Annotated in this window: 11 protein-coding genes; 4 read left to right on the forward strand and 7 right to left on the reverse strand. The window is 61.1% G+C overall.

Going from position 1 to position 14347, the window contains the following annotated elements; genetic code table 11:
- The first annotated feature begins 81 nt into the window (after positions 1-81).
- From AB4Z52_RS31360 to AB4Z52_RS31375, 4 genes are all read left to right on the forward strand, one after another.
- A complete protein-coding gene (locus AB4Z52_RS31360) occupies positions 82-1617 on the forward strand; it encodes an FGGY-family carbohydrate kinase (protein WP_442221772.1) in 1536 nt (511 codons plus the stop codon).
- Entirely contained in the window at positions 1614-2387 is a 774-nt protein-coding gene (locus AB4Z52_RS31365; RefSeq protein WP_442221773.1) for a DeoR/GlpR family DNA-binding transcription regulator, read from the forward strand. Before AB4Z52_RS31360 ends, AB4Z52_RS31365 begins: the two co-directional genes overlap by 4 nt.
- The gene (locus AB4Z52_RS31370; RefSeq protein WP_442221774.1) at positions 2384-4093 is read left to right on the forward strand and encodes a glycerol-3-phosphate dehydrogenase/oxidase; all 1710 of its coding nucleotides are present in this window, start codon (positions 2384-2386) and stop codon (positions 4091-4093) included. Before AB4Z52_RS31365 ends, AB4Z52_RS31370 begins: the two co-directional genes overlap by 4 nt.
- A gap of 370 nt (positions 4094-4463) precedes the next feature.
- Positions 4464-4865: an SUMF1/EgtB/PvdO family nonheme iron enzyme gene (locus AB4Z52_RS31375; RefSeq protein ID WP_442221775.1), complete on the forward strand. Its 402-nt coding sequence runs from the start codon at positions 4464-4466 to the stop codon at positions 4863-4865.
- A 583-nt stretch (positions 4866-5448) separates the two neighbouring features.
- Here AB4Z52_RS31375 and AB4Z52_RS31380 read toward each other — a convergent pair.
- The 7 genes from AB4Z52_RS31380 to AB4Z52_RS31410 form a co-directional block, all read right to left on the reverse strand.
- Positions 5449-5865 carry a hypothetical protein gene (locus AB4Z52_RS31380; protein WP_442221776.1) on the reverse strand — a complete coding sequence of 139 codons (417 nt, stop codon included), beginning with the start codon at positions 5863-5865 and terminating at the stop codon, positions 5449-5451.
- Positions 5866-6374: 509 nt separating this feature from the next.
- Positions 6375-6977, reverse strand: coding sequence for a TetR family transcriptional regulator (locus AB4Z52_RS31385; RefSeq protein ID WP_442221777.1), 603 nt, complete (start codon positions 6975-6977; stop codon positions 6375-6377).
- 63 nt (positions 6978-7040) lie between these two features.
- Positions 7041-8339: an alpha/beta hydrolase gene (locus tag AB4Z52_RS31390; RefSeq protein ID WP_442221778.1), complete on the reverse strand. Its 1299-nt coding sequence runs from the start codon at positions 8337-8339 to the stop codon at positions 7041-7043.
- A gap of 1 nt (position 8340) precedes the next feature.
- Complete coding sequence (locus tag AB4Z52_RS31395) at positions 8341-11394, reverse strand: efflux RND transporter permease subunit (protein WP_442221779.1); 3054 nt, start codon at positions 11392-11394, stop codon at positions 8341-8343.
- The gene (locus tag AB4Z52_RS31400) at positions 11391-12488 is read right to left on the reverse strand and encodes an efflux RND transporter periplasmic adaptor subunit (RefSeq protein ID WP_442221780.1); all 1098 of its coding nucleotides are present in this window, start codon (positions 12486-12488) and stop codon (positions 11391-11393) included. The genes AB4Z52_RS31395 and AB4Z52_RS31400 overlap by 4 nt, the downstream gene beginning before the upstream one ends.
- Before the next feature lies 1 nt (position 12489).
- On the reverse strand, positions 12490-13554 hold the full coding sequence (locus AB4Z52_RS31405; protein ID WP_442221781.1) for an efflux RND transporter periplasmic adaptor subunit: 1065 nt from the start codon (positions 13552-13554) through the stop codon (positions 12490-12492).
- Positions 13555-13960: 406 nt separating this feature from the next.
- A partial coding sequence (locus AB4Z52_RS31410; protein ID WP_442221782.1) for an IS630 family transposase occupies positions 13961-14347 on the reverse strand: 387 nt, incomplete at its 5' end.

A 14347-nucleotide genomic window follows, 5' to 3' on the forward strand; every position in this document is an offset into this window, starting at 1 on the left:
TCAAAATATAACATCAGTTGACGTTAACTTATCATATTTGTATGTTCTATTTGCAGCGAGAGAACGAACGAAGAGACAGCCATGCCCAGCCTGCTAGGGATCGACAACGGCCTGACGGTGACGAAGGCGGTAATCTTCGATACCGACGGCACCCAGCTTTCGGTCGCCCGGCGGCGCGTGCCGCAATCGATGCCGAGGGCGCGTTGGGTCGAGCGCGACATGGCGGGGCTCTGGCGGGCGACGGCCGAGGCGATCAGCGAAGCTATCGCGCAAAGCGGCAGGCCCGCCGGCGATATAATGGCGCTGGCGGCAACCGCACATGGCGATGGGCTCTATCTGCTCGATAGGGACCGGCAACCGCTTGGCCCCGGCATTTTGTCGCTCGACAGTCGCGCCGGCCCGATTGTCGACCGATGGTCGGCAAGTCAAGTTTTCGACGAGGCCCTGAGCCTGACAGGCCAGGTCCCGCATGCCTCGGCGCCATCGGCACTGTTGGCCTGGCTCAAGGAGAATGACCCGGCGCGTTTTGACAGCATCGCCCATATCCTGTCCTGCAAGGACTGGCTGCGATTTTGCCTCACCGGCGCCATCGGCACCGACCGGACGGAGGCAAGCACCTCCTTCACGGATGTCCGCAGCCAGACCTATTCGCGGGATGCACTCAAGGTTTATGGGTTGGAGCAACTGTTCGATGTCTTGCCGCCTGTTGCAAATTCGGCGGAGATTGTCGGCCATGTGACGGCCGAGGCCGCCGTGCTGACCGGTCTTGCCGAGGGTACGCCGGTTGCCTGTGGCCTGCACGATGTCACCGCCTCGGCACTCGGCATCGGCGGCCATACCGACGGCGTGGTCAGCATCGTTGCCGGAACCTATTCGATCAACGAAGTGGTCTCGACCGAACCACAGACCGACCCTCGCTGGTTTTGCCGCAACGCCATTGCATCGGGCCGCTGGAACAACATGTCGATCTCACCGGCGTCTACTGCCAACTACGACTGGTTCCTCGATACGTTCTGCCGGAGAGACCAGGACGAAGCGACAGCAACCGGAGGCTCGATCCATGGCATGCTGGCAGCCGAGATCGATGAGGCGCTGAAAAGACATTCAACCATCCTCTTTCACCCTTATCTTTTCGGATCGCCATACGGAAATCTCGCCAGCGGCAGCTTCATCGGATTGCACGGCTGGCACGATCGCGGCGATATGGTAAAGGCAGTGCTCGAAGGCATAGCCTTCAACCACCGGACCCATGTCGACGCGTTGCGCGATGGTTTTGCCTTCGGCAAGGTCCGGCTGACGGGCGGCGCCTCGCGAAACCCCGCCTTTGCGCAGATGTTTGCCGATGTCTTGAACATGCCGGTTACTGTTGCCTCGACCGACGAGGCCGCAGCCTTCGGCGCAGCGCTCTGCGCCGGCGCGGCGATCGGCCTGTTTACCATGTCGGACGAGCCTCTGCGCCCACCGGGTGCGACGGGCCGCGAGTACCTGCCCAATCAAGCCCGCAGCGCAGTCTTCGACGAACGCTTCGCCCTTTACTGCCGTCTTGCGGAGGTTCTTAAGCCGCAATGGCCCGAGATCGAGCGCCTCTCATCCCCAGGCAATGGAGGCACGCCGTGATCAAGGCCGACGAACGGCGCGAGGACATCGCCAACTATGTCATCAAGCTCGGCCAGGTTCGCATCGACGACCTCGTCGAGCATTTCGGCGTCTCGCGGATGACCATCCACCGCCACATCGACGCGCTGGCCCATCAGGGCGTCCTGCGCAAACTGCACGGTGCAGTCACCGTACAGCCGTCCGGCATCTATGAGAGTACATTTCGCTACCGCATGACCGTCGGCCGCCTGGACAAGGATGCACTTGCCCGCGCCGCGATGGACTATGTCGAGCCCGGTCAGGTGATCATGCTCGACGATTCGACCACGGCGAGCGCCGTCGTGCCGCTGCTGTTCGAGGTCAAGCCGCTGACCGTGGTCACCAACAGCATGTCGGCGGCGGAGTTGCTGACCAAAGTCGATGGCATGGACTTCATCTGTCTCGGCGGCCAATACCATCGCACCTACAACGCCTATATCGGCATCCTGTGCGAAAACGCCATCTCCCGGTTGCGCGCCGATGTCCTGATCTGCTCGGCCTCGGCGGTGAGAGGCATCACGACCTTCATCCAAGATCAACAGGTTGTTCGTGTCAAACAGGCGATGATGGCTGCCTCCAGCAAGCGCATCCTGCTGGTCGACCATGTCAAGTTCAACAAGGTGGCGCTGCATGTGCTCGATGATCTGACGTCATTCGACGCGGTTCTGGTCACGGACGGCATCGGCGACGCCGTTGCCCAGCAGCTGGAGCAGGCCGGCGTACGGCTCAGGATCGTAAGGACGTTACCATGACCTCTGCGGTGGCTACGGACCGCGCCGGCCGTATCGCGGCTGTTGCAAAGGCTGATGCAATCGACGTTGTCATTCTCGGCGCCGGCATTAACGGCGCCGGCCTGTTTCGCGATCTGTCGGCGCAAGGCGTCGACTGCCTGATCATCGACAAAGGCGATTTCGCCTCCGGAACCAGTGCTGCCCCCTCGCGGCTGATCCATGGTGGGCTGAAATATCTCGAAACCGGCGAATTCGGGCTGGTCGCCCAATCGACGCTGGAGCGTAACCTGCTTTTGAAGAACGCTCCGCATTGCGTGAGCCCGCTGCCGACGATCATTCCGATCTTTTCCTGGACCAAGGGCATATGGGCAGCGGTTCGCACCCTATTCGGCTCGACCAGCGCGCCACGCAGCCGCGGCGCTATCCTGATCAAGATCGGGCTTTCGATCTACGATTATTACGGATCGCGCAACAGGGTCATGCCGCGCCACAAATTGGTCGGCCGCAGCCGTGCGCTCCGCGACCTGCCGGCGCTGACAAAATCGATCGTCGCCACCGGCACCTATTACGACGCCAAGATCAGCCATCCGGAACGACTCGTCCTCGAGTTGGTAACCGATGGGCTGGAAGCCAATCCCCGGTCAGCCGCTGCCAACTATACCAAGCTGGTGTCATCCTCGGACGGTGTCCTGACATTCCAGGCGGAAAGCGGCGCTGAATTTTCCATTCGGCCGACACTTGTCGTCAACGCCGCCGGCCCATGGATCGACCACGTCAACTCCTTGCTCGGCGCCCCGTCGAAAATGATCGGCGGGACGAAGGGATCGCACATCCTTCTCAAGCACGACGAGTTGGTGCGAAGCCTTGCCGGCCGCATGATCTATTTCGAGGCCGACGACGGCCGTATCTGCCTCGTCTACGGCTATCTCGGCCTTGCCCTTGTCGGCTCGACCGATATTCCTGCCGATAGTCCCGACAGGGTCCAATGCGACCCGCAGGAGATCGACTATCTGCTCGAAAGCGTGCGCGGACTGTTGCCGGGCATGGCCTTCGATCACGATCAGATCGTCTATGCCTATAGTGGCATCAGGCCCTTGCCGGCCTCGAACGCCTCCGTTCCCGGCCTGATCAGCCGCGACCACTCCGCCCCTGTCGCCGAGCCAAACCCCTCGCGACCATTCCCGATCATCTCGCTGATCGGCGGCAAGTGGACGACATTCAGAGGCTTTGCCGAGGAGGTGGCCGACAGCGTTCTCAAGCACCTCGCACGCAGCCGAAGGGTGACGACGCGATCAATGCCAATCGGCGGCGGCAAGGGTTTTCCGACGACGCCCGAGGCGCGGGCAAGCTGGCTGAACAACGCCAACGCTGCTTGCGATATCGGCAGAGAGCGTATTGACCAGCTCCTGTCCCGGTACGGAACGACGGGGCTGAAAATCGCGCTGCATCGCAGCTGCGGCAACGGTGAAGACCGTCTTGCGGACTCGACCGACTACAGCCTCTCCGAAATCGACTACATCCTGCGCAACGAATACGTCGAGCATCTCTCAGACGTTGTCATGCGCCGCACCACGCTTGCAATAACAGGGTCCCTCTCTATTGGAGATCTGAACCAGATCGCGGCGTTAGCCGGCAAGGTGCTGGGATGGAATGCGCTGCGAATTTCCGAGGAAATCGATGCCGCCTGCAAGCAGCTCAACGACCGGAACCTCATGCGACTGCGGTAGCAGCCGCCTTGTCGGCATCACGCCGGATCACCTGCAAGGCCTATCTTCTTCCCAACACAACCTGGCAAAGGCGCCCGACTGAACGGAGCGGGTCGACGGCTGATCCGGCGCCATAACAATAGCCCGTTCCTCCAATTAACACATTGATTTTATTGACGTCGCTTCTAAGATTTGTACCATCTATTCGCACTTCTATCGATAGCCCGAATTCTCTAGAGTACAGTTAGAATTGGCAAAGAAAAACCCGCCGGTGAAGGCGGGTTGAGCGAGTGACAGAGGCCAGGATTGGCAGATCACTCCGTGCGTCCTGACTGACGCGATAGCGGCTTGCAGCGCCGAGGCAAAGCGCGCGTTCGATGCGATGATGGACATGGGGAAATTCGTTACCTTCGCCCAGATCGCCCCTGATCCGAAGGACTATCCCGGCGCGCTGCCTCATATGCTCAGGGCTGGCTCGCTGGTATTCAATCCACCAAGCCATCCGGTCGACACGCTGAATTGGAGCCAATGGTGGGCATCCAAGTTCGGTGCAAACCGGAGGCGGCCGTACAGGCCGCACAGTTCGTTCAGCAGCCTCGATGATCACCCTGTCGTTCATATCGCCTACCGTGACGCCGAGGCCTATGCGAAATGGATAGGTACGGATCCTCCGACAAAAGTGGAGTTCGAGTTCGCCGCCCGCCGTGGGGGCGTCGCCTTTACAGCGAGCGCGGCGGCTCATAGGAAACTAGAGCAAACTCCGGCTGTTCGGGCCAATACATTCGGTCTTTAAACCGTTCTTCCGAGCAGCTTTTAAAAAGGTGTTGGCGTCCGCAAGGCTGAGTAGGTGTTCTTTACCCTGCCAGCCTTCGTGATCAGTCTGTACCCAGTACAGACCGCTCGCCGAAATTACGCGCAGTTGCCATCCGCCTTGTTCTCTCTTTGTAAGCTCGAAGTCGGCTTGCTGAGACGGCGCATGCTCCGGCACTGCCCGTGCGATGCTTAACTCCATAACGATACTCCCTTGCTAACTGCCGAAGAACTTGGTCGCACAAGCGAAATTGTGCATTGAGCTAGATCAATGACACCGCCTCTGCCAAGTTGATTTGATGTCTCATTGGCATGGGAAAACATTGAGCGATTTGTGGCGATGTTGAAGAACGAGACAGAGCGGCTAGGGCTGCAACTCTGCGATCCCTTTTGGCTGAATAGCTTGATAAACTCGGCGATGTTGCAGTTGTCGACGGGACCTAGTCATGAGCGGAAAATAAAGAACAAAATGGCCACGCCACGGCGGCCGCGGTTGATGCGGTCGAGCTTATTTTCTTCGAAGCCCCGAACACGTGGTAGGAATCAGTGTCGATGAGCGCTGTAGCCTAATCCTGCTCGTCGTCAGACTTATCGGAAGGGGTAGCGAGCTTGTCGATCAGCTGAAGAAGTACGTCGGCGCAAACCTTTGTCGGTTCGTCGTTCGCGCACTTGATGTCGATCTTCTTGTCGCCGTCTTCGATCCGGAAATGTGCGGCCTTGGATGGCAGCGACATTGGCCAGTGGTGGCGACGCATCCCCATATCCTGACGGCTGGTGTCCTTTGAAGGCTGACCCACGTGGTCACGCGGCCACATTTCGTCAGGGTGATCCATGGCGTCGGGGTGGCCGGGTCGAGGCGGCGGAGAAGCGTGGTCTTGTGTAGGTGCTGGAGCTGTCTGCTCTGCCGGAGCCGGAGCCTGCTGCGCGAGCGCTGCCGTTGCTATTGCCGCGAACGCCAGCCCGGAAAGGATAAGTCTTTTCATGGAAATCTCCCTGGATGCGAACCAATCGCTTCCAGAGAACTCTTCGTAGGTCTTTTGGTTCACACAAGAAATGCGTTGTTCCTCCATGCGTCCTTGATGGGCTTTGGAACTTCAAACGGATTGGTCTTGGCGAGTTTCATTCTGCTCTGAGCTCAGAGACGACGATTGGAACTCTTAGCGAAGACCGAGGCGCATCTTCGCCATCTGATATTTTAGCTTCGCAGCGCCAGGCTCTCACCGCCAGAGCGTCACTTTTTGACCGCTGTTCGTCTTTCCTCGGCTCGTCGAGCGCGGCTTCGATCGTCGGCCAAGTCGGCGGAGTCCTCAAGGTATCCGGACCCAAAATCCGGCCATGCCGGGTGCGAGCCCGCTGGCGGTCGCGTTCGTTGGAGATGCGGTGAGCGCGCGACGGATCTCCGATGTGCGCCGGCGTCGGTAACCCGGCTCAGCCGCGACCCTCATTCCCGCAGCTAGGATCTGCCCGGCCTCCGTTCTCCGCCTGCGCGAACTTAGCGGAGACTTGCAACAACAAAGGAAACGAGTTCATGAGCTGATATCTCACAGTGACTTGATGGCAGTGCTGCAATAATTCTGGGGTCCCATAGGGCGATGAGTGAGGCGCAAAAGCACGAAGCGGCCGCACCAACATTCCCCGGAGCGAACTCTTCGGTCGCGATGCCAGCGGCAATGAGCTCCCCCACATCGCTCTGGAAACGCTTCAGATAGTGGCTGAACGACGGCCAACTGCCTTCTGCAGCAAGAACAATGAGGTTGAACATTTGGCTGTCGCCGTGCCGTGCCTCCAACATCAACTGGTGTTGCGCGAGCGCGGTTTCTTTCAGGCGATCAGCCGCGCCTGCCACTTCGCCGTCGGCAGACGTGGTAAAGCGCAGATCAGTCTCGAAAAAATTCCCGGCAATCGCATCCCATATCGCAGCCTTGGAGGGGAAGAAGTTGTACACGCTTGCCGGCGACCTTTCGAGCAGCCGGGCAATATCGGCGACATTTGTTTTCGACGGCCCGTAGAGCCGGCACGCTGCCGTGCCGGCTTCGACGATCCGGGAAACGTATTCAGCTTGCGGCTGGTTTCTTGCAGTCTTGCCAACTTCCATTTGCCAATCCCATCGAGTCCTTGCCGCGCGGGGCTTTTGACCTGTTGTTGAGGCCGTGACGGTTCAGTACGAAATTCGCCCGTCCTTGATAGGTGCACCGTCGGAGGAGAGCTCCTCCTTCAGGATTTCTCGCGCCTGCGGGCTGATGACGGCGACTGGCGCCGCAACGGCAAAACGCGCCGCCGAGCCTGCGAAATTTGCCGCAATCACCCCGACCTGGTCCGCGACGCTTGCCTTGCCGCCATCCATGCTCTGCCCGGCCAGCCGCCGCCCGAGCAGGCGCACCATCTCGGGGCTGTCGGCGAAGGCGTTGTGACCGAGCGGGTCGTTCGTGGCGACGGCGCTCGTGTCGATGACGGAAACGCCGAGTTCGTCGAGAAGAGGTGCGTAGGGTCTGAGATCGGATCCGCCGACGCGGTTGACGCCACCCGACAGCCAGCTCGAGACCTGCAGCGCCTTGTCGCGTGTCGATGTCAAGATCGCAAAGTGCGGCCGCCTTGGCCCCATCTCGGTGAACTGACGGCGAAACACGTCGATGTCGATGTCCGGCGATGCCAGAATGACGTTCTTGACCTTCGCCGGGATCGATTTTTCGCGCATGGCGACGCCGCGCAGGGCTTCGGCCGCGAGCCAGCCACCCATGGAATGGGCGAGGATCGTCACATCGGAGACGTCGGGACTTTTCACAGCCTGGAGGATCAGATCCTCCAGCGCACGGCGCGAATAGTTGGCGCTTTCCTTGTCATAGAGGTAGTCGAAGACACGTCCCCTCGAGGGCCAGGTGAAGAGGATCGGCGCGGCGTCGGTTCCGGAATCATGGACGATCTGCGCGAAGCGGAAGACCGCGTCGGCGTAGGTGTTGTTGAAACCATGAACGAAAATGATCACCTGATGCTTGGTGTTTCGGTTCCTTCTGTACCAGTCCAGGGCCTTGTCTTCGGATTCCACCTTGGCGACCTGCGCGACTGCAAACTCCTTTTGCGGGTGGGGCGGCATGCGGGACGGCCACTGCACCTCGCCGATCTTGCGGTTCCGGTCGGGCGGGATGGACACGTCGACGCTGTTTAGCGAGATCGCCGTTCCGCGGTCGCCGGTATAGAGTTTGCCAGGATCCTCCGACGGCTTGCGGGTCGTGGCGACCAGCATGGTGACCCGGCTTGTGTTCGTCGGGGCGACGGCGAGAGGCTGAAAGACATCCTGCACCCGGTTGGCGCACCCCGATGCAAGGAGTGACAAAGCCACAAGGACCGGGAGGGTTCTCCCCATGCCAGCCCAAAAATATGTGGCGGCGATCGTCTTGGCGCGTCCAAGCCCGGTGAGACCCTGGGCGGTTCGCCCAGGGAGCGAGGGCGATGTTGTCATCTCAATGCTGCTCGACGTCACGAGGAATCCGGAACCAGGCGACGTAGAGCGCTGGCAGGAAGAGAAGCGTCAGTGCCGTACCAACGACGATCCCACCCATCATCGCGTAGGCCATGGGACCCCAGAATATCTCGCGCGAGATCGGGATCAGGGCGAGCGTCGCGGCTGCGGCGGTGAGCATGATCGGCCGCATGCGGTGCTCGGTCGCCTCCACCACCGCATTCCATGCCGACATTCCCTCTGCGCGCAGTTCCTCGATCTGGACGATCAGGATTACGGAGTTGCGGATGAGGATGCCGACGAGCGCGAGCACGCCCAGCAGTGCGACGAACCCTAGCGGCGAGTTGCTGGCAAGGAGCGCCACGACGACGCCGATGAGGGCCAGCGGCGCCACCGAGAAGACCAGGAGCAGCCGGTGGAAACTCTGAAGCTGGATCATCAGCAGCGTCGCCATGATAACGAACATGGCAGGTGCCACCTTGGCGATCGGACCCTGCGACTTGGCACTTTCCTCGACCGCGCCGCCGACCTTGACGGAATATCCCACCGGCATCGTCTTTTCGAAGGCCGCAACCTTGTCGGAGAGCGCCTTCACAACGGTCGCCGGCTGCGTCGCATCGCCGATTCCGGCCTTGATCGTGATGGTCGGAACCCTGTCGCGCCGCCAGATCGTCGGCTGTTCAAGCTCGTAATGGAAGGTTGCCACCGACGACAGCGGGACGGACTGGCCGCTGCTGCTCTGCAGTTGCAGGTCAAGCAGGGTGTCGATCGAGCCGCGCTCCTTTTCCGCAGCGCGGCCGACGACGTCGACCAGATAGATGTCGTCGCGGACCTGCGTCACGGCATTGCCCTGTACGACCGTGTTGAGCGCAGTCGCGATGTCCTGCGACGACACCCCGAGCTGTCGGGCTTTGTCCTGCAGCACGTCAATCTTCACCACACGGGCGGGCTCGTTCCAGTCGAAGGCAAGGTTCGTAAGGGAAGGATGTGTGCCGACGATAGACCCCAGCTTCTGCGCCAGGTCGCGCACCGTCTGCAGATTTTCGCCTGATACGCGGTACTGGATCGGCTTGCCGACCGGAGGCCCGATGTCCAGAAGCTTCACGTAGGCGTCCGTTCCTGGAAAAGTCTTCCGAAGGTAGGCTTCCATCTGCTGTTTCAGCCTGTCGCGAACCTCGAGATCCTTGGTGACGATGATCGTTTGTCCGAAGGAGGCTTCTGCCGGCTGCACGTCGAAGGAAAGGACGAAGCGCGGAGCACCCCTCCCGACATATGTCGACCAATGTTCGACGCCTTGGTTGCCGGCTAGCATCTCACGCTCGAACTGGGCCATCTGGCGGCTCGTTTCGCCGATCGAACTGTTCTGTGGCAAGTTCCAGTCGACGATCAGTTCCGGACGATCGGAGCTCGGGAAGAACTGCTGCTGCACCATCGACAGGCCGACGATCGATCCAGCGAAGAGAATGACCGTGGCGACGATCGTCATCCAGCGCCAGCGCAGGCAGAACTGCAGCAGGTGCGAAAACACCTTCGCAAATCGGCCCTTGTGCTCGGCGTGCTTCTTGATCGTCTTGGGCAGAATGGTCACGCCGATCAGCGGGGTGAACACAACCGCGACCACCCACGAGACCACGAGCGAAACCGCAATGACGACAAACAGCGTGAAGGTGAACTCGCCGGCGTTGCTCTTGTTGAAAGCGACCGGGATGAAGCCTGCGACCGTTACGAGCGTGCCCGTCAGCATCGGCATGGCCGTAGATGTGAAGACGTAGGTGGCGGCCTTCCTGAGACTGTCACCCGCTTCCAGCCGTGCGACCATCATCTCGACGGCGATCATGGCGTCGTCGACGAGAAGGCCAAGCGCGATGATCAGGGCTCCGAGCGAGATGCGCTGCAGCGATATGCCGGTGTAGAGCATGACCAAGAAAGTGATGGCAAGAACCAGCGGGATCGCGATCGCCACCACCAGGCCAGCCCTCATCCCGAGGCTGATGAAGCTGATCGCGAGTACGATCGCGACCGCCTCGAACAGCGCCTTGGTGAAGCCTCCGACCGCCTCGTCCACCACTTTCGGCTGGTCGGAAACCTGTTCGACGGAGACGCCGACCGGAAGGTTCTGAACGATCCCGCTCATTGTCTTGTCGAGCGTTTCGCCAAAGGCAAGCAGATTGCCACCGGTCTTCATGCCGATGGCGAGCCCGAGGGCTGGCTTCCCGTTGAAGCGGAAGAGCGATGTCGGCGGATCTACGTAGCCGCGAGTGATCGTGGCGACGTCCGTCAGCGGGAAGAAGCGATCGTTGACCCTGAGATTGATCCCGCGCAAGGTGTCTTCGGAGATGAACCGCCCGCCGACCCGCAAGGCGACCCGCTCCGGGCCTGTTTCAACAAACCCGGATTGGGTGACGGCGTTCTGCGCCTGCAGCGTGGCGATGATGGCGGAGCGGTCGATGCCGAGGGCAGCGATCTTGCGGGTGGAGAATTCAAGGTAGATCACTTCGTCCTGCGCACCGACCACGTCGACCTTGCCGACGTCGGGGATCTTCAGGATCTGCGTCCGGGCGTTCTCGGCAAAGTCGCGCAGTTCCCTCTGGCTAAGTCCGCCGTCGCCGGTAAAGGCGAAGATGTTGCCATAGACGTCGCCGAACTGGTCGTCGAAGAAGGGACCGACCACGCCCTGGGGGAATTCGTGCTTGATATCGTCGATGAGGTTGCGGACCCGCGACCAGGTGGGCTTCACGTCCCGCGCGGTCGTCTCCGGCAGCAGGTCGACGAAGATGGTCGTCTGACCGGCGGTGGTGATGCTGCGCGTATGTTCGAGGTTGTCTAGTTCCTGCAGCTTCTTTTCGATGCGGTCGGTAACCTGCTGCGTCACCTCCGGGGCGGAGGCGCCGGGCCATTGGGCCTGGATCACCATCGTCTTGATCGTGAAGGATGGATCTTCCTCGCGGCCGAGGCCAAGATAGGCGAAGGCGCCGGCCACTGCGAACATGATCATGAAATACCAGACGAGAGAACGATGCTCGAGCGCCCAGTCGGAAAGGTTGAATTTATTCACGGGCGTAGCTCCTGTCCGAGTTTCACTTTCTGTCCATCGACAAGGTCGTCGACCCCGGCGACGACGACCTCTTCCCCTTCCCGCACACCCGATTGAACCAGGACGGAACGGGGGGCGGACGCCGGGCCAACGAGTTCAACCACCCTCAGGGCGACCTGGGCTGTCGATCGATCCACCACCCACACCTGGCTGGCACCGCCTTGATGACGGATGGCGGAGAGCGGCAGCGTGATCGCCTGCTTCTTTTCTGCGCCAAGCGGCGTCGCGGTGACCACGGCGCCGAGCCGGAAGATGTCCGGCGCCTGATCGATCCCGATCTTCAGCCGATAGGTGCGGGTATTGGGATCGGCCTGAGGCGCGATCTCGCGGACGGCGCCAATGGCTCGAATCCTGCCGTCGAGCTGAAGGGCGACGTTGAAGCGGTCGTCCAGGTGAATGTGACTGAACTGGGCCTCTGGAACGTCGACGACGACGTCGCGCTGCTCGAGGCGTGCCAGTGTCAAAACCGGCTGGCCGGCCGAAACGGTCTGGCCCATTTCTGCGGACGTGGCGGTGACGACGCCATCGAACTCGGCCCTCAGCTCGGAGTAGCCTAGCTGCTCCTGCGCCTTGGCAAGGCTCGCCGTCGCTTTCGCAGCATTGGCGGCAGCCGATTTGAGCTGCTGTTCGGCAAGATCGTGATCGGCAATGCTTGCGGCACTTCCCTGCATAAGCTTTTGCTTGCGTGTTTCGGTCGTCGCGGCGTTCTCCAACTGCGCCTGGGCGTTGCGCAGATCGGCTTCCGCGCTCTTGACCGCGAGCTGCAGAGTGAGAGGATCGATCGCCGCAAGGACATCGCCCTTGTGCACGAGGTCGCCGACATCGACCTTGCGCGATACGATGCGCCCAAGCGTACGAAAGGCCAGGTCGGTCTCGATGCGAGCTCGCACGACGCCAGGCAGGCTTGCCGCCTGGTCCCGTTCGGCCGCGGTTATGACGACTTTGACAGGACGGGCACTCGCCTGCTCTCCTGCGACCGAGCCTTGATCGCAACCGGCGAGCAGGCAGAGCGACAGAAGAAGTGGAAGAGAGGTAGATATTCGGTTGAGGGTCATCTCACTTGCCTTCCCAGGCGACTGCCTGGCCTTGCCTGAGGAATTTTCCGCCTTCGGTGACGACCAGGTCGTGTGGAGCGACGCCGCCGGTGACGACGAAATCGCTCTGGCGGTAGCGTCCGATCGAAATCTTGCGGAGCGAAACGGATTGGTTGTGGGTGTTGACGAGCCACACTGCGGGTTCGCCTCCGGCGGAGGCGATTGTGGTGTAGGGCAGCACGATGCCCTCGCGCGGCGAGGCGCGCAGCTTGCCCACGACAGGCGTGCCGAGAGGCCATTGCGCGGCCTCCTGGAGCCCAACCTTGATCCGGATCGTGCCTGCCTTCGCGTCTATGACGGGCGAGACCTCGCGTATGCTGGCATGGACGTCGAGCGAGGGGTCCGAGACCGGTGCGACCTCGACGTCGTTCAGCGGCCGGCCATCCAGGAAGAATGCCTCGAAGACATCGAACACGGCGTCTCGCGGGCCGTCGTGGGCGAGCGTGAAGGCGGACTGCGCTGCTGACACCACCTGCCCGGCTTCGATGCTGCGCGCCGTGATGACGCCGTCGGCGGCCGCCTTCAGCTCGGTGTAGGACAGTGCGTCCTTAGCCGTCGCAAGCGCGGCCTCGGCCGCCTCCAGAGAGGCCTGCGCACTCAACAGCTCCTTTTGGGCATCATCAAAGATCGCCCGCGTAACTGCCTGCGCCTGCAGGAGCGTTTTGGCTCGCTCGAACGCCAGCGTCTTCTGTGCAACGACGGCCTGCGCCGACGCCAGTGCCGCGCGAGCGACGCTGACGTCGGCCTGTTGTTCCGTGTCGTTGAGCCGCGCCAGGACGTCGCCGGCGCGAACGTGCGATCCGACTTCGACCCTTCTGTCGAGAACCCGACCGCTGACGCGAAAGGAGAGCTCGGTCTGGACCCTCGCCTTCACCTCGCCGGTGATTTCCGCACCCTGCTGATATTGGCCCTCGACGGCGGCAACGACGCGGACCTGCTGCGGCGGCGGCACCGCCTCAGCCTTCTGTTCGCAGGCAGCCAGACCTGCGCAGGCGAGACCAATTCCCAGCAATCGAAAGGACTGCATTTTTTGCTCCGTTACGGTTTGCGACCAGCCGAGAGCTTGCAATCTTCGTTGCGCTCTTCAGTCTGCGGTTACGGGCTACTGCCCAATGTTGACACCGACCACTTAAAGCCTGGTGTGGGCATTGTCAACATTGCTCGAACGAAAAGTTGACAGGCGCAACATAAAAGTCGGTCGAATGGCTCGGACGAACTGCTTCCATGGCAGGTGAGCAACCGCCACCGCGTGGTTGAGGGACAGATCGAGTTCGTCATAGAGAAGTCGGCCGCCTGCGAACGGCGGCGTGATCGGCGGGCGTCGGTAGGTAGAGCTGCCTCGCAAGGGCCAGAGACGACGCTCCGGCCCGCGATGCTGAAGTTTGCCGCGACCTTGCGGTGTCTAGTAGCGCGTTTTCTTGGTTCGAATCATATCAAGCCTCGGCGAGCTTGTAGGACCAGGTATGGATGACGGGGTGGCTATTGACGTCGTCGATGCCGGCCATGATGCGTTCCCTGAGCTCGTGCTTTGAACTCACCCGGATGTGGCGCAGGACGGAGCGGGCGAACTTGGAGAAGAAGCCCTCGATCAGGTTGAGCCAGGAGCCGTGTTTGGGGGTGAAGGTAAATTCGAAGCGGCCTACCGGTTGTTTATCGAGCCAGGCTTTGGTTTCTTTCGAGATGTGTGCGGAATGATTGTCGAGGATCAACCTGATCGCGGTGCCGGCCGGATAGGCGGCATCGAGCAGCTTGAGGAATTCGATGAACTCGCGGCTGCGGTGGCGGTCCTTGACGAGCGCATGGACCTTGCCTGTCAGCAG

The sequence above is a fragment of the Rhizobium sp. 2YAF20 genome, from assembly GCF_052114685.1.
Lineage (GTDB): Bacteria > Pseudomonadota > Alphaproteobacteria > Rhizobiales > Rhizobiaceae > Rhizobium.

Excerpts from the sequence above, each read along its gene's own strand:
- AB4Z52_RS31360 (WP_442221772.1), top strand. The coding sequence starts at position 82 with ATGCCCAGCCTGCTAGGGATCGACAACGGCCTGACGGTGACGAAGGCG.
- AB4Z52_RS31370 (WP_442221774.1), top strand. The coding sequence starts at position 2,384 with ATGACCTCTGCGGTGGCTACGGACCGCGCCGGCCGTATCGCGGCTGTT.
- AB4Z52_RS31375 (WP_442221775.1), top strand. The coding sequence starts at position 4,464 with ATGGGGAAATTCGTTACCTTCGCCCAGATCGCCCCTGATCCGAAGGAC.
- AB4Z52_RS31380 (WP_442221776.1), bottom strand. The coding sequence starts at position 5,865 with ATGAAAAGACTTATCCTTTCCGGGCTGGCGTTCGCGGCAATAGCAACG.
- AB4Z52_RS31385 (WP_442221777.1), bottom strand. The coding sequence starts at position 6,977 with ATGGAAGTTGGCAAGACTGCAAGAAACCAGCCGCAAGCTGAATACGTT.
- AB4Z52_RS31390 (WP_442221778.1), bottom strand. The coding sequence starts at position 8,339 with ATGACAACATCGCCCTCGCTCCCTGGGCGAACCGCCCAGGGTCTCACC.
- AB4Z52_RS31400 (WP_442221780.1), bottom strand. The coding sequence starts at position 12,488 with ATGACCCTCAACCGAATATCTACCTCTCTTCCACTTCTTCTGTCGCTC.
- AB4Z52_RS31405 (WP_442221781.1), bottom strand. The coding sequence starts at position 13,554 with ATGCAGTCCTTTCGATTGCTGGGAATTGGTCTCGCCTGCGCAGGTCTG.